The sequence below is a fragment of the Nonomuraea sp. NPDC054003 genome, from assembly GCF_055585125.1.
The window spans coordinates 229,517-251,462 of sequence record NZ_JBVJKR010000014.1 but is presented as its reverse complement, the minus strand read 5'-3'; the positions used below and the strand labels follow the sequence as shown (position 1 = coordinate 251,462).

The 21,946-nt window shown below is 71.2% G+C and carries 21 protein-coding genes; 8 read left to right on the top strand and 13 right to left on the bottom strand.

The annotated features are described in order from the left end of the window. Nucleotides 1-341: 341 nt before the first annotated feature. Nucleotides 342-698 carry a helix-turn-helix domain-containing protein gene (locus ACZ6YG_RS33415; protein ID WP_466020207.1) on the top strand — a complete coding sequence of 119 codons (357 nt, stop codon included), beginning with the start codon at nucleotides 342-344 and terminating at the stop codon, nucleotides 696-698. 27 nt (nucleotides 699-725) lie between these two features. Here ACZ6YG_RS33415 and ACZ6YG_RS33410 read toward each other — a convergent pair whose 3' ends face one another. Next, nucleotides 726-1,316 carry a ClpP family protease gene (locus tag ACZ6YG_RS33410; RefSeq protein ID WP_219546817.1) on the bottom strand — a complete coding sequence of 197 codons (591 nt, stop codon included), beginning with the start codon at nucleotides 1,314-1,316 and terminating at the stop codon, nucleotides 726-728. Next, the gene (locus tag ACZ6YG_RS33405; RefSeq protein WP_219546818.1) at nucleotides 1,313-1,939 is read right to left on the bottom strand and encodes a ClpP family protease; all 627 of its coding nucleotides are present in this window, start codon (nucleotides 1,937-1,939) and stop codon (nucleotides 1,313-1,315) included. The genes ACZ6YG_RS33410 and ACZ6YG_RS33405 overlap by 4 nt, the downstream gene beginning before the upstream one ends. 200 nt (nucleotides 1,940-2,139) lie before the next feature. Between ACZ6YG_RS33405 and ACZ6YG_RS33400 the strand changes: the two genes are divergently transcribed. Continuing rightward, a complete protein-coding gene (locus ACZ6YG_RS33400) occupies nucleotides 2,140-2,646 on the top strand; it encodes a hypothetical protein (RefSeq protein WP_219546819.1) in 507 nt (168 codons plus the stop codon). A 210-nt stretch (nucleotides 2,647-2,856) separates the two neighbouring features. On the opposite strand, the gene ACZ6YG_RS33395 is transcribed toward ACZ6YG_RS33400, so the two are convergent. Then, nucleotides 2,857-3,507 (bottom strand): class I SAM-dependent methyltransferase, encoded by a 651-nt coding sequence (locus ACZ6YG_RS33395; protein ID WP_148035884.1) that lies wholly within the window; start codon nucleotides 3,505-3,507, stop codon nucleotides 2,857-2,859. 61 nt (nucleotides 3,508-3,568) lie between these two features. Here ACZ6YG_RS33395 and ACZ6YG_RS33390 point away from each other — a divergent pair, with 61 nt between their 5' ends. Beyond that, the gene (locus ACZ6YG_RS33390) at nucleotides 3,569-4,207 is read left to right on the top strand and encodes a TetR/AcrR family transcriptional regulator (RefSeq protein WP_148035883.1); all 639 of its coding nucleotides are present in this window, start codon (nucleotides 3,569-3,571) and stop codon (nucleotides 4,205-4,207) included. 19 nt (nucleotides 4,208-4,226) lie between these two features. Here ACZ6YG_RS33390 and ACZ6YG_RS33385 read toward each other — a convergent pair whose 3' ends face one another. Further along, nucleotides 4,227-5,117 (bottom strand): aminoglycoside phosphotransferase family protein, encoded by an 891-nt coding sequence (locus tag ACZ6YG_RS33385; RefSeq protein ID WP_466020206.1) that lies wholly within the window; start codon nucleotides 5,115-5,117, stop codon nucleotides 4,227-4,229. A 253-nt stretch (nucleotides 5,118-5,370) separates the two neighbouring features. On the opposite strand from ACZ6YG_RS33385, the gene ACZ6YG_RS33380 reads away from it, so the two are divergent. Beyond that, on the top strand, nucleotides 5,371-6,786 hold the full coding sequence (locus ACZ6YG_RS33380) for an autotransporter outer membrane beta-barrel domain-containing protein (protein WP_466020205.1): 1,416 nt from the start codon (nucleotides 5,371-5,373) through the stop codon (nucleotides 6,784-6,786). A gap of 14 nt (nucleotides 6,787-6,800) precedes the next feature. Here ACZ6YG_RS33380 and ACZ6YG_RS33375 read toward each other — a convergent pair whose 3' ends face one another. The 3 genes from ACZ6YG_RS33375 to sigJ form a co-directional block, all read right to left on the bottom strand. Next, entirely contained in the window at nucleotides 6,801-9,371 is a 2,571-nt protein-coding gene (locus ACZ6YG_RS33375; RefSeq protein WP_466020204.1) for an AfsR/SARP family transcriptional regulator, read from the bottom strand. 49 nt (nucleotides 9,372-9,420) lie between these two features. Further along, on the bottom strand, nucleotides 9,421-11,508 hold the full coding sequence (locus ACZ6YG_RS33370; protein ID WP_466020203.1) for a glycoside hydrolase family 6 protein: 2,088 nt from the start codon (nucleotides 11,506-11,508) through the stop codon (nucleotides 9,421-9,423). 63 nt (nucleotides 11,509-11,571) lie between these two features. Then, nucleotides 11,572-12,462 carry an RNA polymerase sigma factor SigJ gene (gene sigJ / locus ACZ6YG_RS33365; RefSeq protein WP_466020202.1) on the bottom strand — a complete coding sequence of 297 codons (891 nt, stop codon included), beginning with the start codon at nucleotides 12,460-12,462 and terminating at the stop codon, nucleotides 11,572-11,574. Nucleotides 12,463-12,554: 92 nt separating this feature from the next. Here sigJ and ACZ6YG_RS33360 point away from each other — a divergent pair, with 92 nt between their 5' ends. Further along, the gene (locus ACZ6YG_RS33360) at nucleotides 12,555-12,920 is read left to right on the top strand and encodes a hypothetical protein (RefSeq protein WP_148035878.1); all 366 of its coding nucleotides are present in this window, start codon (nucleotides 12,555-12,557) and stop codon (nucleotides 12,918-12,920) included. A gap of 5 nt (nucleotides 12,921-12,925) precedes the next feature. On the opposite strand, the gene lgt is transcribed toward ACZ6YG_RS33360, so the two are convergent. Both lgt and ACZ6YG_RS33350 read right to left on the bottom strand, forming a co-directional pair. After that, nucleotides 12,926-13,789 carry a prolipoprotein diacylglyceryl transferase gene (lgt, locus tag ACZ6YG_RS33355; protein WP_219546827.1) on the bottom strand — a complete coding sequence of 288 codons (864 nt, stop codon included), beginning with the start codon at nucleotides 13,787-13,789 and terminating at the stop codon, nucleotides 12,926-12,928. Nucleotides 13,790-13,853: 64 nt separating this feature from the next. Next, a complete protein-coding gene (locus tag ACZ6YG_RS33350) occupies nucleotides 13,854-14,780 on the bottom strand; it encodes a zinc-binding dehydrogenase (protein ID WP_466020201.1) in 927 nt (308 codons plus the stop codon). Between the two features lie 101 nt (nucleotides 14,781-14,881). Here ACZ6YG_RS33350 and ACZ6YG_RS33345 point away from each other — a divergent pair, with 101 nt between their 5' ends. Next, complete coding sequence (locus tag ACZ6YG_RS33345; RefSeq protein ID WP_466020200.1) at nucleotides 14,882-15,574, top strand: TetR family transcriptional regulator; 693 nt, start codon at nucleotides 14,882-14,884, stop codon at nucleotides 15,572-15,574. Between the two features lie 65 nt (nucleotides 15,575-15,639). Here ACZ6YG_RS33345 and ACZ6YG_RS33340 read toward each other — a convergent pair whose 3' ends face one another. The 3 genes from ACZ6YG_RS33340 to ACZ6YG_RS33330 form a co-directional block, all read right to left on the bottom strand. Beyond that, nucleotides 15,640-16,500: a hypothetical protein gene (locus ACZ6YG_RS33340; protein WP_466020199.1), complete on the bottom strand. Its 861-nt coding sequence runs from the start codon at nucleotides 16,498-16,500 to the stop codon at nucleotides 15,640-15,642. Between the two features lie 54 nt (nucleotides 16,501-16,554). Further along, a complete protein-coding gene (locus ACZ6YG_RS33335) occupies nucleotides 16,555-17,313 on the bottom strand; it encodes a class I SAM-dependent methyltransferase (RefSeq protein ID WP_466020198.1) in 759 nt (252 codons plus the stop codon). Nucleotides 17,314-17,396: 83 nt separating this feature from the next. Continuing rightward, entirely contained in the window at nucleotides 17,397-17,606 is a 210-nt protein-coding gene (locus ACZ6YG_RS33330) for an ATP-binding protein (protein ID WP_466020197.1), read from the bottom strand. Here ACZ6YG_RS33330 and ACZ6YG_RS33325 point away from each other — a divergent pair. Beyond that, a complete protein-coding gene (locus tag ACZ6YG_RS33325) occupies nucleotides 17,605-18,525 on the top strand; it encodes an ABC transporter permease (RefSeq protein WP_466020196.1) in 921 nt (306 codons plus the stop codon). The genes ACZ6YG_RS33330 and ACZ6YG_RS33325 overlap by 2 nt on opposite strands. A gap of 91 nt (nucleotides 18,526-18,616) precedes the next feature. Here the strand turns inward: ACZ6YG_RS33325 and ACZ6YG_RS33320 are convergent, their stop codons facing one another. Beyond that, nucleotides 18,617-18,841, bottom strand: a complete 225-nt coding sequence (locus ACZ6YG_RS33320) for a hypothetical protein (protein WP_148035867.1) — start codon at nucleotides 18,839-18,841, stop codon at nucleotides 18,617-18,619. Between the two features lie 273 nt (nucleotides 18,842-19,114). Between ACZ6YG_RS33320 and ACZ6YG_RS33315 the strand changes: the two genes are divergently transcribed. Next, entirely contained in the window at nucleotides 19,115-21,940 is a 2,826-nt protein-coding gene (locus ACZ6YG_RS33315) for an AfsR/SARP family transcriptional regulator (protein WP_466020195.1), read from the top strand. The last annotated feature ends 6 nt before the right edge of the window (nucleotides 21,941-21,946 follow it).

Here is a 21,946-nt window from a genome sequence, read left to right as displayed (position 1 = left end):
CACCGTCTCATCGGCTGCCGGCGGCTTGATGTTCGCCTTCATCCCTCATGCGACAGGCGGATCTTTCCCTTGCCGAACCCACGACGCCACGGACCGGTTCGGCGGAAGACCAATTGCCGACCATGACCATCCGGGAATGCTCGACGACCTTCACCCCATGGCCGGGGACGAGCCGGCGCTGGACGGCGTCGGCGTGAACAGCCTGACCTGCGGTCAACGTCATACGACCACAGAGAGAACCGCCGCGTGATTCGCCGTCGGCCGGACCGGAGGAGACGGGGACTATTCCGCTCTGCGCGGATCAGGCCGACTTCGAACGCGGCACCTGTCTAAGGTGAGGCATGGCCCCTTCCATCCCGCCGCTACGTTCAGCGATCGATCGGACCAACTCCAAGCCGTCTCCGGAGCGCGAGCCGCTGTGGCGGCACGCGCTCGGTGAGTGTCTCAGAGGCCTTCGTCACGAGCGGGGCGAGAAGTTGAGCGAGACGGCACGTCGCGCCGGGGTCTCGCCGCAGTATCTCTCCGAGATGGAACGAGGCGTCAAAGAGCCGTCGAGCGAAATGATCGCTGCGGTCGCCGGCGCGCTGGATGTGACCCTGGTCGATCTGACCCTCGCCGTTGCCGAGAGCTTGCGGTCTGCTCAGAACAGCACGTCGAGAGGTGCTACCTGCTCGGCGGCGTATGCTCTGGCCGCGTAGCGTGGCTTGCCCGGGTCATCCACCGGCCTAAGAACGCTCCTCGATGATCTGATCGAGAAGTCCGTACTCCAAGGCAGCGGTCGCGGTGAACACGCGATCGTGATCGGTGTCGGCGCGTAGGGTCTCGATCGTCTGGCCGGTGTGCCGCGACAGTATGCGCTCGATGTCTGCTCGGACACGGACGACCTCGTCAGCCTGCAAGATGAGATCGGGGATCGTACCGCGTCCCTGAGCGGCTGGTTGGTGCAGGATCACTCGTGCGTGCGGGAGAGCGGCACGTTTTCCTTCGGCGCCCGCGGCAAGAAGGACGGCACCCACCGCGACGGCCTGTCCGACGCAGGTGGTCGAAACCCGGGGGCGGATATGACGCATGGTGTCATATATCGCGAGCATCGCGCTCGGATCCCCGCCTTCGCAGTTGATATAGAACTGTATTTCGGCATCGGGGTTGTCCGACTCGAGAAATATCAGCTGGGCGATGAGAGCGTTGGCGACGCCCGCGTCGATCGCGGTGCCCAGATAGATGATCCGCTCGGTGAGCAGGTGCGAGTAGACATCCATGATGCGCTCGCCACGAGAATTCTGCGTGATGACATTGGGAATCGTATACGTGCTCACTGGCCGCCTCCTTCGGTCACGTCGAATCCGAGCCGTGGGCGATTGCGCGGCGCGATTTCGTCGAAATTTTGCACGATCGCATCTATGAAGCCGTAGTCCAGTGCCTCTCGCGCCGTGTACCAGCGATCGTGCAGAGAATCCTCGAATATGCGCTCGACGGACTGCCCCGTGTCCTCGGCGATGAGGCCGAGCACTGTGTCGCGAGTATGCCGAAGGTCGCCGGCCTGCAGTTCGATGTCGACTGCGGTGCCACCGATTCCCGCCGAGCCCTGGTGCATCAGGACACGTGCGTGTGGCAGGGCGCGACGCTTCCCTCGGGCGCCCGATGACAGCAAGAACTGCCCGGCGCTGTAAGCGATGCCCAGCACGAGGGTCGACACGTCACAGGGAATGAGTCGAATGATGTCGCGGATCGCGAGCATCGAGGGAACCGACCCACCCGGCGAGTGAATCCACAATGCGATGTCCGCCGAGGCGTCCTGCGTCGCGAGCGCTATCAGTTGCGTGGCCAGCAGTGTCCCGTTGTCGTCATCGAGAGGGCCGTCGAGAACGAGCACGCGCTGGTCGTAGAGCTCGCGTCTGACCCGCGAATTGAACAGTGGAAGATTCGATTCTCCGCTCATGAGCCCATCATGTGAGGCGATCCGGACCGAGGTCGACACGATCCGCTTGGGGCAGATCTGCTCTGAGCAGCGGGACTCGAGTTCCGGTCCGTGTTCTCAGGCCACCTCCCGTGATCGGGAAGTGGCCTTTTCAATCTTGTGCAGCTGCAAAGTACGGCTGAGGTGGCGCAGAGGCGAGCACGTCCACGATCATGGTGCGCGTGGCGGTGCTCAGGTTATTGGCAGTCGGTCTCATCAGCGGCGGCGTCATGACGATCCCGTTCCTGTGGGCTCAGCGTGGCAGCGACTTCGAGCACGTCCGTCTCTCGGCCCTGATAGGCCTGAACTTGGGGCAGCTCGTGACCGTCCCGCTCGGGTTGCTGATCGGCATCGTGCTTGTCGCGATGCGGTCGTGGACGCGCCCTCCCGGCTACGTCCTGGCTGCGGCCACGATCGTGTTCGGTGTGGTCGTAGCGACGCAGGCGTGGGCCATGGCGGACTGGGCCGAAGGCCGACCTGCCGGGATCGGCGATCCGGACGGAGAGGTAGGCCTCGGGGGGCTGAACGCTCTCGCGGGTGGGTTCACGGTCCTCCTGGGCGTCTCCATCGCCTTGATTCGGTGGTCTGGTTGGGAGCCGGAGGCGGCTTCGGCGCGTCAGACGTCCGCACGCAGGGCTCGACGGAGGAGGCGTAAGTCATCGGCCCACGTCAAGGGCCATTCCCCATGATCGGGGAACGGCCTCATTCACCTTCGTCGGCGCGGGATGCCGCTACGAGTCCAGATGATTACCAAGCTTTTGAGCGTTCGGCGCGACTCTTCGGGTGAGACGCGCAGTCGCGACTCCACTCCAGGTCAAAGGCCACCTCCCACGATCGGGAAGTGGCCCTTTCGGCACAGTCGTGACACCGCCCACGATGAAACTCGCGACCAGATATCGCTAGGCGTCGCGGCGCAGGGTGAACCAGAAGGTCGGGACCGAGTTGGTGCCCGGTGTGACGTCGATTACCTCCCAGCCGGTGAACCTGGCGTGGAGTTCGTCGGCCGTGACGCCCGCCGCCCACGACGTGACCTCGGTGGTCGGATTGCCGAGCGGCTCGGGACCGTACCCGAACATCAGCAACTGTGCCCCGGGAGCGGCGCGGTCGGTGAGTCCGGCGGCGTAGGCGTCGCGGCGGTGGAGTGGGATCCCGCAGTAGCAGCTCAGGTCGAAGAACAGGTCGAAGGGGCCGGGCGCGTCCAGCTCGTCGAGGCGGGTGGCGTCTCCGTGCAGCAGTCGCACCGCCACCCCAGCCGCCTCGGCCTTCTCCCGGGCCTGGTCGACGGCGCTGTCGATCAGGTCGACGGCCGTCACCTCCCAGCCGTGCCGGGCGAGGTAGATCGCGTTGGTCCCCGTGCCGCAACCGAGTTCGAGGGCGCGGCCGGGCGGCGGTGCGCCGTGTCCCTCTACCAGGGCCACCAGCTCGGGGGGCGTCACGCCGGTGTCCCACGGCGGCTTGCCCGCACGGTAGTAGCCCTCCAGCGCGCGATGGACGGACTCCTCCTCCTGGTCTCGCAGTGTCGAGGTCGGGCCCGGCTTGGGGTGGTTCATCGTCTCCTCCAAGAAGCTAGAGTCAAACTCTAGTGTTGTTTTCTAAAGTTATACTCGCACTATGGAAAGAGTCAATCGGCCCGACAAGCGAGCCGAGCGCTCACGGCGCACCCGGGCGAAGGTCATCGAGGCGGCTCGCGAGCTGTTCGTCGCGCAGGGGTACGGGGCGACGAGCCTTCAGGAGGTCGCGGACCGGGCGGGCGTGGCGGTCCAGACGGTCTACTTCGTCTTCCGCAACAAGCGCACGCTGTTCAAGGACGTGGTGGACACGTCCATCGCCGGGGACACCGAACCTGTCGCCATCATGGATCGTGAGTGGTTCCGCGCCGCCTGCGCCGAACCCACCGCCGCGGGGCAACTGCGCGCGCACATCCGCGGCACCCACGAGATCCTGGGCCGGGTCGCCCCGATCATGCCGCTGATCGCGGCCGCCGCGGCCACCGACCCTGAGATCGCCGCGCAGTGGCCGGACGGTCCCGACCCGCGTTACACCGTGCAGCACGCGGCGGCCGAGGCCCTGGCCGGCAAGCCCGACGCCCGTCCCGGCCTCTCTGTCGAGATGGCGGCTGACCTGCTGTTCGGCCTGCTCAGCCCGCAGCTCTACCTGATCTTCGTCCGCGACCGCGGCTGGTCACCGGACACGTGGGAAGAGTGGGCCCGCACCGCTCTGACCTCCCAGCTCTGCGCCGACCCAGGGTGAAGTGGGCGGAGGTTCTGATCTAGCCGATGAGTGCCTCGGTGATCTGACGGGTGGTCTGCGCGGCGACCCTCGGGTCGACAGCGGCATAGGCGGTGTAGGCGTTCAGGCCGGTGGCGAGGGCCCAGCCGCGACCCCGGGTCCAGGTGGCGTCGTCCACGTCGAGCGCGGCGCGGAAGGCGGCCCGGCTGCCGGCCGACATCAGGGTGAAGGCGATCATCAGATCACAGGCCGGATCGCCGATGCCGAGCCCGCCGAAGTCGATCACCGCGCTGAGACGGCCGCCGACGGTCAGCAGGTTGCCGGTGTGGAAGTCGCCGTGGAACCAGACCGGAGGGCGGTCCCATCCGGGAGCGTTCACGGCCGCGTTCCACAGTTCGGTCATGGCGGTGGCGTCGAACACCTCGCCGACCTCGGCGATGGCGGCTCGCGTCGCGCGATCCCGGTCCACCAACGGGCGGCCCTGGAGGCTTTCACGGGTCGCCAGGGCTTGGATGTCCTCGGGCGCGAACTGTCGCAGGGCTGCCAGGAATTCCGCCAGTCGGACGGCGGCCGTGGACGAGTCGGCCAGTGCCTCGACGGTCGCCACCTCGCCCTCCAGCCAAGAGGACACCGCCCACCGCCACGGATAGCCGAAGCCGGGCTCACCCACGCCCACCGGCACCGGGATGGCCAGGGGTAGTCGCGGGGCGAGCCGGGGCAGCCACTCGAGCTCCTTCTCGGCCTGTCCGATGGCGCCGCTGTGGCGGGGCAGCCGGACGGACAGCTGTTCGCCCAGCCGGTAGATCACATGGTCCGAGCCGGCCGGATCCAGCAGTTCCAGCGGCAACGCGGCCCACTGCGGGAACTGCGTATCGACCAGCTTCCTGACCAGCGCGGCATCGATCGTGGGGCGGGTGTCCGTCGTTCTCACGGCTGCCAAGAACTCCTGCGATCGGCCCGCTCCGTGCGGCGGGCGGCTGAACCATCGCAGTGCACCGCGGCTCGCCTGTCGACCGAATTTCGGCAGGGCTGGTCACCCGCCGCCCGGAAGCTGCCAAAGATCAGTCGACGGCCGTCGCGACACGCCCGCACTCAGGGTTACAGCGACCTCACAGGGAGCTACTGCTAGAACCCATCTGTGGAGCAACCGCGTGCTCCGGTGCAGAGGAAAGAGGAGTTCCCTGATGTCCTGGCAGAGATTCCGCGCGCAGGGTCCGGCCCGCAACGTCCGGCGAGCGTTTCCGGCCCGGCTCCTGGTCGCGGCGAGTCTGGCGGCCGGCGTCGTGACGCTCCCGGCCCTGCCCGCCGACGCCGCCACCGTGTCCGTGAGGTGCTCGGTCTCGGACCTCGTCAGGGCCATCAGGAACGCCAACGACTCGCCGGGCCCCGACACGCTCAACCTGTCCCACAGGTGCCACTACCGCCTGGTGCGTCCTGATACCGCGAACCCCGCCAACGGGCTGCCGGCCATCACCAGCGACATCACGATCAACGGCAACGGCGCGGCGATCACGCGCGTCAAGACCGCCCCCGCCTTCCGCATCCTCCTCGTGGCCGGCACGGGCACGCTCACGCTCAACAGGACCACCATCAGCGGCGGCAGGGCGACGGACTGCCCCGGTGCGCCGGCCCCGCCCAATCCTCCCGGGCTGGTCTGCGGTGGCGGCATCAACAACCAAGGCACCCTGACGGTGAACCACAGCCGGGTGATCGGCAATACCGCCACGTCCGGGGTCTTCGCCGAGGGCGGCGGCATCGACAGCGACGGCACCGCGACCTTGAACAACACCGACGTCAGCTACAACACCGCCAGTTACACCGGCACCGACCCGAGCGCCGCCGCGGGCGGCGGGATCGCCAACGACGGCCCGATGACGGTCAGGCACAGCCGGGTGACCGGCAACACCGTCCACGTCGCCAGGAGATCCCGCGACAGCTTCGCTTTCGGCGCCGGCCACGCCGCCTTCGCCGCCACGACGATCGTCCACAGCACGATCAGCGGCAACCGCGCCAGTGCCCCGGGCGGCACCGCGCGGGGCGCGTTGACCAGCGCGGTCGACATGACCGTGACCGACACCTTCATCCGGGGCAACACCGCCAGCGCCTGGCGTGGCACCGTGACCGGCGGCGGAGTCGCGTACACCGGCACCATGCTCATGACCCGCACGCACGTCACCGGCAATCGAGCCATCGCCGAGGGCGGCAACGCGCTGGCCGGCGGGATCCGGATCGGCCCCGGCGGTCAGCTCACCCTGCGCGACAGCGCGGTGATCGGCAACATCGTCAGTGCCCCTCATGGCAGGAGCGCTGTGGGCGGCGGCATCGACAACTCCGCCGGCGGCACCCTGACAAGCAGCCAATCGAAGATCATCAAGAATGTCGCCACAGCTCTGGGCCCCGGCACGGCACGCGGCGGTGGCCTCTTCAACGCCATCGGCTCGGCGAGCCTGACCGACAGCGTCGTCACCGGCAACACAGCCGGCGACGGGGGCGGCATCTTCGAAGAGTCCGGCGCGGTCACGCTGAGCGACAGCGTGGTCAGGGGCAATCGGCCGAACAACTGCGCCCCACCCAACAGCGTCCCCGGCTGCGTCGGCTGACCGAGCCGGGCAGCTCAGAGCAGCGCCAGCAGGGACCTGGCGTTCGCGCCGCCCTGGCGGTCGCCGGTCTCCTCGAAGACCTCCAGCGCCGCCCGGGCCAGCTCGCGCGAGCGTACGGTCGCGCCCTCCGAACGGTTGACCTTCGCCAGGGCCAGCAGGGCCTGCGCGTCGAGCAGCCGGTCGCCGAGTCGTACGGCGATGCTCCGGGCCCGTTCGGCGGCGGCGCGCGCGTCCGGTCGCGCGCCCTGCGCCAGGTGTACGGCCGACAGCTCCAGAAGCGTGTCGGCCTGGCGGTGCCGGTCGCCGAGCTCGGCCAGGCGACCGGCGGCGGCCAGCAGCCGGTCGGCGGCCTCGTCCGGCCGGCCCGCGCGGCGCAGCATGACACCGAGCACCTGCTCGGCGTCGGCGGCGTCGCGCTGGTTCTCCGCCGCATCCAGGCAGGCCAGCAGCGCGCGCTCCGCTTCCGCCAGGCGGCCCAGCTCCAGGTGGACGCGGCCGAGCCGGCGCGTGGCGTGGGCGACCTCGCGGGCGTGTCCCCGGCTCCGGAACATCTCCACCGCCAGCCGGAGCCGCTCCTCCGCCCGCTCCCAGTCATGCTCGGCCAGGTGCAGGTCACCCTGGTCCAGCAGGATGAGCGCCTCGCCCAGGCCGTCGCCCGCCCGCCGCGCCGACTCCATCGCAAGCCCCGCCAAGGTCCGCCAGTCGTCCAGGAACCGGTGCCGCTCCAGGTAGGGCGTCAGCAGGTGGGCCAGCCGCCAGCAGCCGTCGTCCAGCCCGGCGGCGCCCAGGTCGGCGACCAGGCTCACCAGGAACGCCCGCTCGGCCGCCAGCCACTCGACCGACTCCCTGATGTCCCTGGTCGCCACGGCCGTGGCCGGATCTCCCGACACCAGCGGGAACCGCGACGCCCGCACGCGCGACAGCGCCACGTCCGCCAGCTTCGCCAGCGTCCCCGGCGCCGGCTGCTCGCGCGCGAACAGCCGGGTCAGGTCGTGCAGCCGGTAACGCACCTGCCCGGCCACGTCCACGCCGTGCGTCTCCAGCAGGCCCGCGTCCACCAGCGCCTCCGCCTGCCCGCCGAACAGTTCGGTCACCCAGTCGGCGAAGTCCGGCGCGGACAGCGCGCCCAGCCCGCGTAACGTCAGCCTCGCCGCCTCCGGCAGCCCGTCGAACCCGATCGCGAACACGCTGCGCACCGTCAGGTCGCCCGCGCGCAGCCGGTCGAGCCGCTGGTGCTCGTCCTCCAGCAGACCCACCAGGTAGTCGGCGGTCCACTCGGGGCGGGCCGCCAGCCGGGAGCCCGCGATGCGCAGGGCGATCGGCAGGCCGCCGCAGAAGCGCGCGAGCCGCCGCAAGGCGCCGTCCGCCGCCCGGCCCGAGCTCTTGACCAGCAGCTCCAGCGCCTCACCGTCGTCCAGCACGCCCACCGGCAGCCGCCGCGCGCCGGGCAGGCCGCCCAGCGGGGAACGGCTGGTGACGATCGTCGGGCACGAGGTCAGCAGCGGCCGCACCTGCGCCTCGCCGGCGGCGTTGTCCAGCACCACCAGGAGCTTGCGGTTGGCGGTGTAAGTACGGAACAGCCGCTCGCGCTGCTCAGGCGCGGCCGGCATCGCCCGGGCCGGGCAGCCGAGCCAGCGCAGGAAGTCCTCCAGTACGGCCGCCGGGGCCGTGGTCTCGCGCAGGTCGGCGTACAGGATGCCGTCGGGGAAGTGGGGGCGCCGCCGCCACGCCGCGTGCACGGCCAGCGCCGACTTGCCCGCCCCCGCCTGCCCGTGCACCACGACGAGGCCGCCCGCCACGTCCTCCAGCAGCTCGGCCCGGCCGGTGAAGTCGGCCACGTCGGGCGGCAGCAGCACCGGCGGCCCGGCCGACACGTGCAGCGAGGCGTCGTCGTGCAGCATGCGATGGTAGAGCAGTTGGAGCTCCGGGTCCGGCTCGATGGCGTGGCCGCCGTCGAGCTGGTCGCGCAGCACCGCGTACGAGGCCAGCGCGTCCACCCGGCGCCCGCTGCGGTAGAGCGCCAGCATGTACTGGCCGCGGAACCGCTGCCACGTCGGGTGCTGCCGCGTCAGCCGGCGCAGCTCGGCCAGCAGCTCGCGATGGCGCCCGGCGTCCAGGTCGGCCTGCACCCGGCGCTCCAGCGCCAGCAGCCGCAGCTCCTCCAGCTCCTCGCGCAGCCGCCGGGTCTCCACCCACCGCTCGCCCTCGGGGTCCACGTCGTCCAGCGCCTCGCCGCGCCACAGGGCCAGCGCCTCCTCGTACGCGCCCCGGTCCACCAGCAGCCGGAACCGATCGACGTCGAGCTGCCCGTCGCCGAGGTTCAGCAGGTACGCGCCGGACACAGTGGTGATCGTCCCCTGTCCGATGAGCCGCCGGAGCTGCCCCACGTACCCGCGGACGAGCGAGTCGGACCGGTCGCCGCCCTCGTGCGGCCACAGCAGCCTGCGCAGCCGCTCGGCCGTCAGCGGCCGGCCCGCGTTGAGCAGGAACATCGCCAGGAGATCGCGATGCTTGCGCACGGTCGGGGTGCAGTTCTTGCCGTCGGTGTCGCGGACCTCCAGCGGGCCCATGATGCGGAACTCCACGGCTCCTCCCTATCAGGAAGCCCGCTCGCGCGGACGATGAGCGCGGGCCTCACCGCAAGGGCGGGTCGGCCAGTTTCGCCCGTTCGAGGGCCAGCTCGGCCCACCACTCGCCCGCCTCCGGCGACACGACGCCGCGCTCCGGGTCCTTCTCGCCGTCGGTGCCGCGCCGGCACCGGCCTCCTGACGTGCCCGCCCGCGCGATCCACAGGTAGGCGTCCACCAGCTCCTCGCCCGTCGCCGTGGTCGGCCGGTCGCCGACGCCCCTGCCCGGCGGGTTGCACCAGGTCTGCGGGTCGGGGTAGCTCCTGGCCGGGGCCCAGGAGCCCTGGCCGTTCCTGCCGGTGTCGACGACGAAGTGCGGCATGGCGGCCGGGTCCGCCCGCACGTCCGCGGGGCAGTCCTTCCGGCCGGTGGCGCGCCGGACGGCGACGCAGGCCGACAGCTTCTTGCCGTACGCGACGGCCTTCTCGGTGCGCTGGAAGCCGGCCGTGTTGACGAAGAAGCCGTCCGCCCGGTCGATGCTCGCGCCGATCAGGCGTTCGGCCATGGGTTCCGTGCCCGGCCAGAGGTCCTGGCCGCCGTCGAGGTAGACGGCGGTGTTCGGGTTGGACTTGAGGGCCTGGACGGCCTGGCGCAGGTCTTCGTAGCGCTGATCAGAGGAGCCCTGGGGGTCGCAGTTCGCCGTGCCGGGCAGCCTGGCGAGGCTGCCGGGCTCCAGGATGACCGCCGCGCGCGCGTCGCCGATCTGGGCGGCTATGCCCTTGATCCAGTCGTGGTAGGCGGCGAGGTCGGCGGAGGCGGCCGGGCCGCACTCGCTGCCCGGCAGGCGGTTGATCAGGAACACGGGCACGGCGTCCCGCTGCCCGGCGGCCGTGACGGCGTCCTTCACCTTGGCGCCGGCCTCGGGCTTGCCGAGGCGGATGGCGTACGGGATGGCGGCCAGTTTCGTCATGAGCTCGGCGTCCTTCGGCCGGTCCTCGGCCCAGAGCTTCGCCTGGCGGTCGGCCTCCGGCTCGGGCGGGGCGTAGAAGCGGACGTCCTTCCCGGCCCGCAGGGGGTTCCGCGCGGCGGTGGTTCGAGAGGCCGCCGGAGACGGCGTGTCGACCGTACCCTTGGCCGTCGGATCCCGGACGCCCTGCCCCTGCGACGCGAACGCCGCCGCCACCCCGGCCGTGGCGACGACCACGGCAGCCGCCCCGGCCACCCACTTGCGCCGGCCGTCCACGACGCGCGCCGCTTGTGCCGGTGCGGGTCCGGAGGATGAGGACCGGGGTGGCCTAGTCGGGCCGGCCCGTTCGGCGCTCCCGCCCGTGTCGTTCGGGGGAGCGACGGGTAACGGGATGGACGTGCTGAGGTGGTCCAGGATCTCCTGGGCGGTGGGACGGTCCGCGGGCGTCTTGAGCAGGGCGGCCGCGACCACGTCGTGCAACTGGCCGGAGAGCCCGTGCAGGGCCGGGGGGTCGTTGACGATGCGGAGGAGGACCGTGGGCACCGAGCCCGAACCGAAGGGCGACGCCCCGGCCGCGGCGAAGGCCACCGTGGAGCCCCACGAGAAGATGTCCGACGCGGGACCCACCTGCGAGCCCGAGACCTGCTCGGGAGACATGTACGCCGGCGTCCCCACGATCGCGCTGCTCATTTCCGCGTCGGCGAGGCGGGCGATGCCGAAGTCGATGACCTTGGGCCCCACCTGGGACAGCAGCACGTTGGCCGGTTTGAGGTCGCGGTGCACCACCCCCGCCCCGTGGATGGCCCGCAGCGCCACCGCCATGGACGCCGCCAGCCCGTCCAGCGCCGAGCCCTTCAGCGGCCCCGACCGGCGCACGACGTCCTCGAGGTTCGGTCCCTCGACGTACTCGGTGACCAGGTAGGCCGTCTCGCCCTCGACGTCGGCGTCCAGCACCGGGGCCGTGCAGAAGCGGGCGACCCGCCGGGCGGCGGCGACCTCGCGGGCGAAGCGGCGGCGGAAGTCGGCATCCGCGCTCATCCTGTGGTGGATGAGCTTGACGGCCACCCGCGTGCCGTCCGGTCCCTCACCCAGGTAGACGACCCCCATCCCACCCTCGCCCAGCCGGGCGAGCAGGACGTACGGCCCGGCCAGGCGTGGATCCCCGTCGCGCAACGCCTCCAAGGTCATAGACCGTCAGGTTAGCCCGCGGCCGGTGGCCCTTCCAGACCTCACTCTTCCGCCCGGTGCGAGCTACGGCGACATCCACGGCCGGAGCTTCCGCGGGTTGCGGACCGCCCAGATCCGGGTGACACGGCCGTCGGCGACATCGAACGAGGCCACGACCACGACTTCCCCGGCACGCCGGGCCACCAGGCCCGGCACGCCGTTGACCGACCGCTCCAGGAGTTCGAGCCCGGGCGCCTTGTCGGCGATGGCGACCATGTACTGAGCGATGCGCGCGCCGCCTTCGACCGGGCGCAGGACGGTGCCGACCACGCCGCCGCCGTCGGCGGTCATCACGGCGGCCGGGTCGAGGAGGTCGACGAGGGCCGCGATGTCCTTCGTCTCCCATGCCTCTTTCACCCGCCGCACCGTGTCGGCCTGCCCGGCCGCCGTCACGGGAGCGCGCGCGACGCCCACCCGCCGCCGCGCGGAGGCCGCCAGTTGCTTGCAGGCCGCAGGGGTACGGCCGAGGACGCCGGCGATCTCGGCGAAGGGGTAACGGAACACGTCGTGCAGGACGAACGCCACCCGCTCGGCCGGCGTCATCGACTCCAGGACGACGAGGAAGGCCATGGTCACCGATTCGTCCAGGACCAGCTGGTCGGCAGGGTCGGCGCCCTGGCCGTGGTCCCACTCGGCGCGGTCGGGCAGCGGCTCGGGCAGCCACGCGCCGACATAGCGTTCGCGCCGGGCCCGCGCCGATCCGAGCACGTCCAGGCAGATGCGGCCGGTCACCGTCGTCAGCCAGGCGCCGGGGGACACGATCTCCTCCTGCCGACTCCGCGGCAGCGCGTACCAGCGCGCGTAGGCCTCTTGCACGGCGTCCTCGGCCTCGGCCAGCGAACCGAGCAACCGGTAGGCCACGTTGATCAGTTGGCGCCGCTCACCGGCCGTCTCATCGGTGCTGGCCGTCACCACGCTGCCGACCGCCTTACCTTTCGCGGGCCCGCGTCGTCGGGCTGGTGAGACCTTATCCATGCACCGCCTCCGGGCGGAAAGGAGACCTCGTCATGGCCACCCAGGCGACGGCACAGCGCGGCCTCTCGTTTCTGCGGGTCGCGATCGCCCTGCAGACCCTGACCATCTTCTTTCAGGCGGTCTCCGCCGGACTGCTGCTGACCTCGTCCTACGGAGAGACGCTGCACAGCGCGGGAGCCCGCGTGATGTTCGGGGCGTCGGTGCTGTACGTGCTCGCGGCGGTGCTGGCGTGGAAGCCGGGCGGCGGCTCACCCCGGCCCGTCTGGCAGGCGGCCGGCTTCCTCGCCCTCGCCTCCGTCCAGGTCGTGCTCGGCATCGCGCACGTGCCGTCGGTCCATCTCCCTCTCGGCGTCCTGATGTTCGGGCTGAGCGTTCTGGCGCTGGCGCGGGAGCTTTGACATCCTCAAGAACCTCGTGCGGCGGGCTGCTCGGGCGAAGCGGGCACCACGATCTCTTCGGTGTCCTTGTGACGGGTCACCCAGAAGTACACCAGCGCCCCGGCGAGCAGCACGATCGAGGTCCACTGGTTGATCCGCAGGTCCAGGAACATGACCGCGTGGTCCACCCCGCCGACCGGGTCGATCCGCAGCCCTTCGATCCAGAACCGCCCCAGCGTGTAACCGGCGACGTAGAGGGCGAACAGGCGGCCGTGGCGGAGCGTGAACCGTCTGCCGGCGTAGATCAGGGCGAAGCCGAGCGCGACGTTCCACAGCGACTCGTACAGGAATGTCGGATGGTAGAGCACGCCCGGCTGGCCGCCGTGCGCCTGGTCGATCTCCAGGCCCCACGGCAACGTGGTCGGGCTCCCGTACAGCTCCTGGTTGAACCAGTTGCCCCAGCGGGCGATCGCCTGCCCGAACGCGATGCCGGGCGCGACCGTGTCGGCCACGGCGCTGACGGACAGTCCCCGGCGGCGGCAGGCCAGCCACACGCCCACGCCTCCCAGGGCGACCGCGCCCCAGATGCTCATCCCGCCTTCCCAGATGAACAACGCCTGGTAGGGCTCCTTGATCGCGCGCGGGCCGAAGTACAGCTGCCAGTCGGTGATGACGTGGTAGAGGCGGGCGCCGATCAGGCCGAACACCACCCCGGGCACCGCGATGTCGGTGATCGCGCCCTCCTCGCCACCCCGCGCGCGCCAGCGACGCTGACTGAGCCAGACGCCGAAGGCGATGCCGACGATGAAGCACAGCGCGTACGCCCGGATCGGAATGAATCCGAGATGCCAGACACCTTCGGAAGGGCTGGGAATCGAGGCGAGGGGCATGACCGTGACGGTAGCCGATGGAGGGCTGATCCGTCGCGTGCGCGATGCGTACGGGGTGAGGTCGTCAGGCGATGTCGAGGACGGCCTTGCCGTGCAGGCGGCGGCCCAGGAGGGCGTCGATCGCCTCGGCGGCCTTGTCCCAGGGGCCGCGCCAGGAGATCTGCGGGGTGAGGACGCCCGCGGCGACCTTGGCGGCCAGCCAGGCGAGGTCGGGGCCGAGGCCGGACTCGCCGGGCAGGTAGAAGGACACGATGGAGCGGTCGTGGCCGCGGTCGCCGGACAGCATCGGGTACGGGAAGCTCTCGCCCTCGCCTGTCACCCGGCCCACCGCGACGAGGGCGCCGCCGGGGGCGAGGCGGTCGTAGGCCGCGACGAGGTGGTGACCGCCCACCATGTCGAGGACGCCGTGCACCGGTTCGTCCACGTTCTCCGGGCCGGCGACCACGTCGTCGGCTCCGAGGGCGCGCAGGGTGTCGCCGTGCGCGGCGGGGTCGCCCGTGGAGGCGACGACGTGGGCGCCGGCCAGCCGGGCGAGCTGGACGGCGTACCTGCCGACGCCTCCTGTCGCGCCGGTGATCAGCACCCGCCTGCCGAGGACCGGGCCGAGGCGGCGCAGGGCGCGCAGGGCCGAGAGCCCCGCGACGGGGATCGTGCTGATCGCGCCGGGGTCGGCGCCCTCGGGCACGGTGCCGATCATGCCGGTGTGCACGGCGCGCTGTTCGGCCCAGGCGCCGGCCATGCCGAGGGTGATCACGGGGGTGCCCGCCGGTGGGCTCGATCCGTCGCCGGCGGGCCGGACCACCACTCCGGCGGCGTCCCAGCCCAGGACCGCGCCCGCCGGCGCCCCCTGCCGCGCCAGGGACGCTTCGCCGTGGTTCAGTGACGTGGCGGTCACGCGTACGAGAGCCTCGTCCGGTGCGGGGACGGGGTCGGGCGTCTCGCCTAGGCGGAGCCCGCCGGGGGCCGCGGGGTCGGTGATCAAAGCGCGCATGGTGGTGCCTTTCGTCGAAGTGCGCCGACATGGCTCACTATAACGCCACTCAGTGGCATAAACCTCCTGTAGGCGTTAGCGCATCCGTTACACTTGGAGGGGTGGACAGCATCGCACCGACCCGCCCGGCCGTACTCGCCCGCCGGGTGATGCCCGAGGACGAACTCCGTGACCTGCCGCTGCGCGAGCGGAAGAAGGCGCGGACCCGGCAGGCCCTGATCGACACGGCGCTGGAGCTGTTCACCGAGCGGGGCTTCGACGGCGTGACGCTCGACGAGCTGTGTGACGCGGTGGAGATCTCCAAGCGCACGTTCTTCCGCACCTTCACCAGCAAGGAGGACGTGGCCGGCGCGCCCACGCACGATCTGTGGATCGCCTTCCTCGACGACATCGAGTCCCGCGATCCTTCCGGCGCCGCGATCCTGCCGTTCCTGTGCGACGCGCTGCTCTCCGTCATCGACCGGATGCCCGCCGAGGGGTGGACCCGCCGCGTCCTGCTCAACCTGCGGCTGGCCGACAAGACCCCGTCGCTGGACGCGCACTGCCGTTACCTGTGCGACCTCATCACCCGCACCGCCCTCGACATCCTGTCCCGCCGCTTCGACGTGCCGCCGGAACGCGACGATCCCCGTCTTCGCCTGGCCCTGGACATGGCGGTCGCGGCCTTTCACCACGCCCTGGAAGGGTGGGCCGCCGACCCGGCGGAGCCCACCCGCGCCTCCCTGACGGCCCGCATACGCGACACCTTCACCGCCGTCCCCGGCGCCTTGACCCTGACCCTCACGCCCCGCTGACTACGGAAGAGAACGCAAGGGTACGCAGGCGCGTCGATTCTCCGTCACGCCTGACTAGGTAGTTGTCAGTCGAAGAGTTCTTCGACGCTTCGTACGGTGACCGCCTTGTGGATCCACGCTTCGAGCGTTTCCTGGTCGGTGCAGGCGAGGATGCGTTCCCGCGTCTCGTCGGACACTTCGAGGCCGCGTGTCTCGAGAACCATCAGGATCGCTTTGGCCTCTCCCTTGGCTTCTCCCAAGCTCTCGCCGTGGGCGATCCAGCCGCGTACCCACGGGTGCTTGATCTCATCCAGGACGGCCACTGCGATCTCCCTGAACTTGGTGACAACGGACTCGGGCAGCAGCGCGAGTACCAGATCAGAATAACTCCGCTGCTCCTGGGACAGGTGCTGCTGTGAGTCATGCAGTACTTGCAGGACTTTGAGGCCTTCGTCGCCATCGCCATGCACGACGGCGGACAGGGCGGTCAGCTCGGGCTCGGCGATGGCGCGGGCGATATCGGTGATCATGGGCACCTGTTCCGGGCCCACCACCACCGGGCAGAGGACCCAGCCGGGGTGCCCCATGTCGATATGAGTGGCGCACCTTCTGGCTTCCGCCGCGTCGGGGCAGAAGACGAGAAGGACGCAGGGACACTTGAGGCGCGCCCGCAGCGTGGCCAGATATACCGGCCACGACCAGTGTTTTCGTCTGTCGTATCTGCGTTGCACCTCCAGTACGACGGCGAAGACTCGCTTGTCGTCGACCATGGCGACGACCGAGTCCGCGCGGTATTCGGTAGGCCGGCAGTCGTTCAGGTCGGCGCTTTCCAGCCGGGCCTCCTTGAACGCGGGCACCTTGAGGCCGACTTCGGCCAGCAGGGTCGCGACCAGGGAGGGTCGATGGCGGACGAGTTCGATGAGGAACTCGTGCTCCTGCGTCAGCATGCCTGAATATTACTTAAAGCTACTGTCTGTTTACTGTGAGTTTCGGCTGTTCGCTCAGTTGCGTTCGAGGGTGAGGAGTGGCTCGGAGAAGGCGGGCGCCGGGGCGTCGGGGTCCGCGGCGACCGCCTGTTCGAGGCGGCGGAAGCCGGTCTCCAGGTCGTCGGGGCTGAGCTGGGCGAAGAACGAAAGGGTACGCAGGCGCAGTCGTTCGAGCATGTCGCCGAGGGTGCCGTAGGACGGTTCGGTGACCGTGCGGAAGTCGGTGACGCGCCAGCCGTCCGACGTGAACATCGCGATGACCTCGTGCAGCGGCTGGAACAGGGCGGCGTCCACCTCGTAGCCGCGGGGGAAGTGTTCCAGCCACCACGGCCTGGGGTGGTGGTCGCTGAAGTTGGCGCGCAGCAGGAGGCGCCCGCCGGGCCGGAGCACCCTGGCCAGCTCGCGGGCCGCGCGTGGTTTGTCCTGGACGTGGTGCCAGGACAGGAACATGAGCGCGTAGTCGGCGCAGGCGGACGGCACCGGCATGTCCTCGGCGGAGCCTGCCAGATAGCGCACCTCGGGATGGCGGGACTGGGCCTGCGCTGTCTCGCGCATGCGGACCGACGGCTCGACGCCGGTGACAGGGCCGAACGCGCGCGCCAGTGCGGGGGTGAACCTGCCGGTCCCGGAGCCGACGTCCAGCCCGGCGAGCGGGCGCCTCTCGGGCAGCGCCGCCTCGAAGGCGCTGATCCATGTCCGCAGTTGCTGCTCGTCGAGCGCCCGGCCGCGCGCGTAGTCCTGGTGCTGCTCGGTGTCGTAGTCGATCCGCCTCATCGCAGCTCCCGCCTCACCGGGTCACCCCGATGTATCGACTTGATATATCGGGACGATATGCAGGATCACGCCACGACGCAAGGTCACGACGAGGGCAGGCGCACGGTCATCGTCAGCCCGCCTTCCTCGCGCGGTTCGGCCACGACGGTGCCCTGGTGGGCCTGGGCCGTGGCGCGCACGATGGACAGCCCCAGCCCGGTGCCGCGGTCGGAGCGCACCCGGTCGGTCCGCAGACGGCGGAACGGCTCGAAGATCGCTTCCAGGTCGTACGCGGGCTCGGACGCCGCGCTCATGGTCCGCAGGATCGCGGGAGTCACCGACGCCAGCGTCACCGGCACCGTGGCCGCGACCATCCGCAGGACCGACCGCGTTCCCAAGGAGGACACGGGCGGACTGACCGTCCAGGCCACCTCCCTGGACCTGCTGGACACGCTCGACGGGCGCGTGGGCACCGGACGGTGGCTCGACGAGGCGATCGCCCGCCAGCCCGCGGTCGTCCTCGGCGCGGTCGCCGCCCGGAGGCTCGGCGTCACCCGTACCGGAGTCCAGGTGTGGGTGGGCGAGCGGTGGTTCACCGTGACGGGCGTGCTCACCTCGCTGCCGCTGGCGCCGGAGATCGACCGGGCCGCGCTGATCGGATTCCCGGTCGCGCGGGAGCGGCTCGGCTTCGACGGCCATCCGACGACCGTTTACGAGCGGTCGACCGAGGAATCGGTGGCGCGGGTCAGGGGCATGCTCGCCCGTACGGTCAGCCCCGAGCGGCCGCACGAGGTCGCGGTCTCACGCCCGTCGGACGCGCTGGCGGCCCGCGCTGCCGCCGCGGGCACCTTCACCAACCTGCTGCTGGGGCTCGGCGCGGTCGCGCTGCTCGTCGGCGGGGTGGGCGTGGCCAACACGATGGTGATCTCGGTGCTGGAGCGCCGCAAGGAGATCGGGCTGCGCCGGGCGCTCGGCGCCACGCGGGGGCAGATCAGGATCCAGTTCCTGACGGAGTCACTGCTGCTGTCGGTGCTCGGCGGGGTGGCAGGGCTCGCGCTCGGCGGCCTGGTGACCACGGGGTACGCGCTGTCGCGGGGCTGGCCGCCCACGGTGCCGCCCTGGGTGCTGGGGGGCGCCTTCGCCGCCACGCTGGCCGTCGGTGCGGTGGCCGGGATCTACCCGGCGATCAGGGCCTCCCGGCTGGCTCCCACGGCGGCCCTCGCGGCAAGCTGACATCCGGCCGGGAACGTGGAAACGCTCCCGGCCGGACATCTATGACCGGAGTCCCGGTGCCGAGAAGACCACCGGAATCTTCAGGACATCCCTACGGCCGGGCGAGGGCGTACATCTTCGTGGAGCCGACCTTGATCGTGGTGCAGTAGTACTCGGGACCCGCGGCATTGGCGTCGGAGTTGCACTTCTTCGCACCCGCGGTGGTGTACGGGTACCACCTGACGACGACCTCGGCGGAGGCCGGTGCCGGAGCGAGGACGACGGTCATCGCGGCGGCGGCGATGGCGGTCGACAGGCCCAGAGAGATACGCCTCATGGCAACCTTCATGCGCGAATCCTTTCGAGGTATGGAGCCTTGCGGAAAGACGACGGTGAACGCCGATTCCGGCGGCCCTATCCACGGAATTTCGGTCCGAGCCTATGGATGACGTGCCTGTTTTCCGCCTGTTTTCCGCACGAGTCAGAGGCAGGGACCGGTCCCCGCGCAGCCGGAGGGATGCCCTGATCTGGGGCGATGTCGTGATCTTTCTGCCTACCGGCCCTACACTCGTGCGGAGTCAGGAGGTGGGGAGGGGGCAGGGAGCCGCTGATGGCAGGTGGGGACGCTTCCGCGCCGGCGACGCTGTTCCGCCTCCTCGGGCCCGTCCAACTGGAGGCGGGGGCCGAGCGGGTCACCTTCTCCGGCAAGCAGGGAGCCCTCCTCACGGCCCTGCTGCTGCACGCCGATCGCGTGGTCTCGACGCAGCGGCTGGCGGAGGCGGTCTGGGGTGAGCCGTTGCCCAGCGGCTCGGCCTCCCGGGTCAGGATGCTCGTCTCCGAGGTGCGCCGTGCCTGCGCCGCCGTGGGAGCCGACGTCATCGCCACCCAGCGGCCGGGCTACGTCCTGCGGCCGTCCCCTGGAGGGCTCGACCTCGCCCGCTTCAACTCCCGGGTGGCGCTCGCCCGCGAAGCGGTGGCCGAGGGCCGGTCCGAGGAGGCGCTCGGCCACTTCGACCGGGCGCTGGGCTGGTGGCGGGGCGCCCCGCTCGCCGGGGTCACCGGCTCGTTCGCCGAGGCGCAGGCCGAGTGGCTGGACGGGCTGAGGTTCGACGCGCTGGAGGAGCGGCAGTCCGTGCTGCTGGCCCTGGGCAGGAACACCGACGTCGTCACGGAGGCCCGCGCGCTGGCGGCCGAGGCCCCGCTCAGGGAACGCCTCCACGGGCAGCTCATGCGGGCGCTGTACGAGAGCGGACGGCGCGGCGAGGCACTGGAGGTGTACCGGCAGTTCCGGGACCGGTCGGTCGGCGAGCTGGGCCTGGAGCCCACGAACGAGCTCCAGCGGCTGCAGCGGCTGATCCTGCGGTCCGACGCGGGCCCGCGCGAGCGACCGGGCACGAACCGCGCGCCGCGGCGGGACGAGCCGCCCGTGCTGCCCGTGCCCAGCCAGCTTCCCGCCGCCCCCGCGTCCTTCACCAACAGGAGCCGCGAACTGCGGGAGCTCGACCGGCAGCCGGCCTTCGGCGCGGACAGCGTCGGCGTCGCCGTGATCAGCGGGCCCGGCGGCATCGGCAAGACCTGGCTGGCGCTCCACTGGGCGCACACCCACCGCGACCGCTATCCCGACGGACAGCTGTACGCGAACCTCCGCGGTTTCGACGACGCCGAGGAACCGGTGCCGCCGGGCACCGTGCTGAGGCACTTCCTGGGAGCGCTGGGCGTGCCACCCGCGGTCATCCCCGTGGAACAGGAGGCGCAGGCCGCGCTCTACCGTTCCGTCCTGGCGGAGCGCCGGCTGCTCGTCGTGCTGGACAACGCCAGGGACAGCGCCCAGGTGACGCCGCTCATCCCGGGAAGGCCGGGCTGCACCGTGCTGGTCACCAGCCGCAACCGGCTCGTGAGCCTGCACGCCACGCACTCCGCCCGGCTGCTGGAGGTCGGCGCCTTCTCCGACGAGGAGGCCCACCACATGCTCTCCCACCACCTCGGCCCGGAGACCATGGCCGCGGACCCCGCCTCCGTCGGCGTGCTGCTGGAGCACAGCGGCGGCCTGCCCCTGGCGCTGGGCGTGCTGGCCGCCCGCGTGAGCGCGCATCCGGGCTTCCCCCTGGCCGTTCTCGCCCGGGAGCTGCGCGATCCGGCCACCAGGCTCGACGCGCTGCAGACCGGCGATCTGGGCGCCGGTCTGCGTGCCGTGTTCGCCTCCTCGTACGCGGCGCTGGACGCACGGGCCGCGCGGCTCTTCCTGCTGCTGGGGACGGCGCCGGGCCCCGAGATCGGCCTGCCCGCGACGGCCGCGCTCGCCGGGCTTCCGGCCGCCGAGACCCGCGCCCTGATCTCCACGCTCGAGACCGCGAACCTGGTCCGGCAGGTCTCCCCCGGCCGCTACTGGATGCACGACCTCGTCCGGCTCTACGCCGCCGAACAGGCCGAGGCAGACCTGCCCGCCGACACGCGGCGACAGGCTCTGGTACGCCTGATCGAGGCCTACACGGCGATGGCCTGCGCCGCGGACCGGGTGCTCTACCCGCACCGCCCCGCCATCGCGGCCCCTCCCTGGCAGGGGGACGACCCGGCCTTCGAGGACGCCACGGCCGCGCTGGCCTGGTTCGAGACCGAACTGCCGTGCCTGCTGGTCGCGCACCACCTGACCCCCGGGCTGGGCATGGACGCGGCGGGCTGGCAGCTCGCCTGGGGCATGAACACCTTCCTGCTGCGCCGCTCCTTCAACAGGGAGCGGCTCGCCTCCTGGCAGATCGCGCTGGCGGCCGCGGACCGGCTGGACGACCCGCACACCACCGCCGTCGTCCACTGGCACACGGGATACGCCCACGCGGCGGCCGACCGGATCGACGAGGCGATCGACCACCTCGACCGGGCGCTGGAGCTGTTCGAGCGGGCCAGTGACTGGTCCAGGCTGGCCCAGGTGCACCACACGGTGGGCTGGATGTGGAGCGTGCGCGGGCAGCCGCGGCGCGGGCTCCGCCACGCGCGGGCCGCGCTGCGGCTCCAGCGCGAGGCGGGCGACCCCATCTGGGAGGCCAACGCCCTCAGCGCCGTGGGCTGGATCCGCCTGCAGCTCGGCGAGCACGAGGCGGCGCGCGACGCCTGCGAGCGGGCACTCACGCTCTTCCGCCGCCACCACGACCGCGGTGGCGAGGCCGCCACGCTCGACAGCCTCGGCATGCTCGCCTTCCGCCAGGGCGAGTACGAGCGCGCGCTGGAGTACTACGGGCAGTGTCTCGACCTGCGCAAGATCACTGGGAACGCCTTCCAGAGCGCCGACACGCTGGTCGGCCTGGGCGACGCCCACCACGCGCTCGGAGACGACACGGCGGCGAGGGACGCCTGGCGGGACGCGCTGGCCCTGTACGAGTCGCAGCATCGCCGTGCCGAGGCCGAGCGGGTGCGGGAGAAGGTCTCGGCGACGCGTGATTGACAGGGG

What these genes read in the sequence shown, in the direction of transcription:
- ACZ6YG_RS33415 (WP_466020207.1), top strand. Translation starts at nt 342, where the DNA reads ATGGCCCCTTCCATCCCGCCGCTACGTTCAGCGATCGATCGGACCAAC.
- ACZ6YG_RS33405 (WP_219546818.1), bottom strand. Translation starts at nt 1,939, where the DNA reads ATGAGCGGAGAATCGAATCTTCCACTGTTCAATTCGCGGGTCAGACGC.
- ACZ6YG_RS33395 (WP_148035884.1), bottom strand. Translation starts at nt 3,507, where the DNA reads ATGAACCACCCCAAGCCGGGCCCGACCTCGACACTGCGAGACCAGGAG.
- ACZ6YG_RS33390 (WP_148035883.1), top strand. Translation starts at nt 3,569, where the DNA reads ATGGAAAGAGTCAATCGGCCCGACAAGCGAGCCGAGCGCTCACGGCGC.
- ACZ6YG_RS33380 (WP_466020205.1), top strand. Translation starts at nt 5,371, where the DNA reads ATGTCCTGGCAGAGATTCCGCGCGCAGGGTCCGGCCCGCAACGTCCGG.
- ACZ6YG_RS33370 (WP_466020203.1), bottom strand. Translation starts at nt 11,508, where the DNA reads ATGACCTTGGAGGCGTTGCGCGACGGGGATCCACGCCTGGCCGGGCCG.
- ACZ6YG_RS33360 (WP_148035878.1), top strand. Translation starts at nt 12,555, where the DNA reads ATGGCCACCCAGGCGACGGCACAGCGCGGCCTCTCGTTTCTGCGGGTC.
- lgt (WP_219546827.1), bottom strand. Translation starts at nt 13,789, where the DNA reads ATGCCCCTCGCCTCGATTCCCAGCCCTTCCGAAGGTGTCTGGCATCTC.
- ACZ6YG_RS33350 (WP_466020201.1), bottom strand. Translation starts at nt 14,780, where the DNA reads ATGCGCGCTTTGATCACCGACCCCGCGGCCCCCGGCGGGCTCCGCCTA.
- ACZ6YG_RS33340 (WP_466020199.1), bottom strand. Translation starts at nt 16,500, where the DNA reads ATGCTGACGCAGGAGCACGAGTTCCTCATCGAACTCGTCCGCCATCGA.
- ACZ6YG_RS33335 (WP_466020198.1), bottom strand. Translation starts at nt 17,313, where the DNA reads ATGAGGCGGATCGACTACGACACCGAGCAGCACCAGGACTACGCGCGC.
- ACZ6YG_RS33325 (WP_466020196.1), top strand. Translation starts at nt 17,605, where the DNA reads ATGGTCCGCAGGATCGCGGGAGTCACCGACGCCAGCGTCACCGGCACC.
- ACZ6YG_RS33330 (WP_466020197.1), bottom strand. Translation starts at nt 17,606, where the DNA reads ATGAGCGCGGCGTCCGAGCCCGCGTACGACCTGGAAGCGATCTTCGAG.
- ACZ6YG_RS33320 (WP_148035867.1), bottom strand. Translation starts at nt 18,841, where the DNA reads ATGAGGCGTATCTCTCTGGGCCTGTCGACCGCCATCGCCGCCGCCGCG.
- ACZ6YG_RS33315 (WP_466020195.1), top strand. Translation starts at nt 19,115, where the DNA reads ATGGCAGGTGGGGACGCTTCCGCGCCGGCGACGCTGTTCCGCCTCCTC.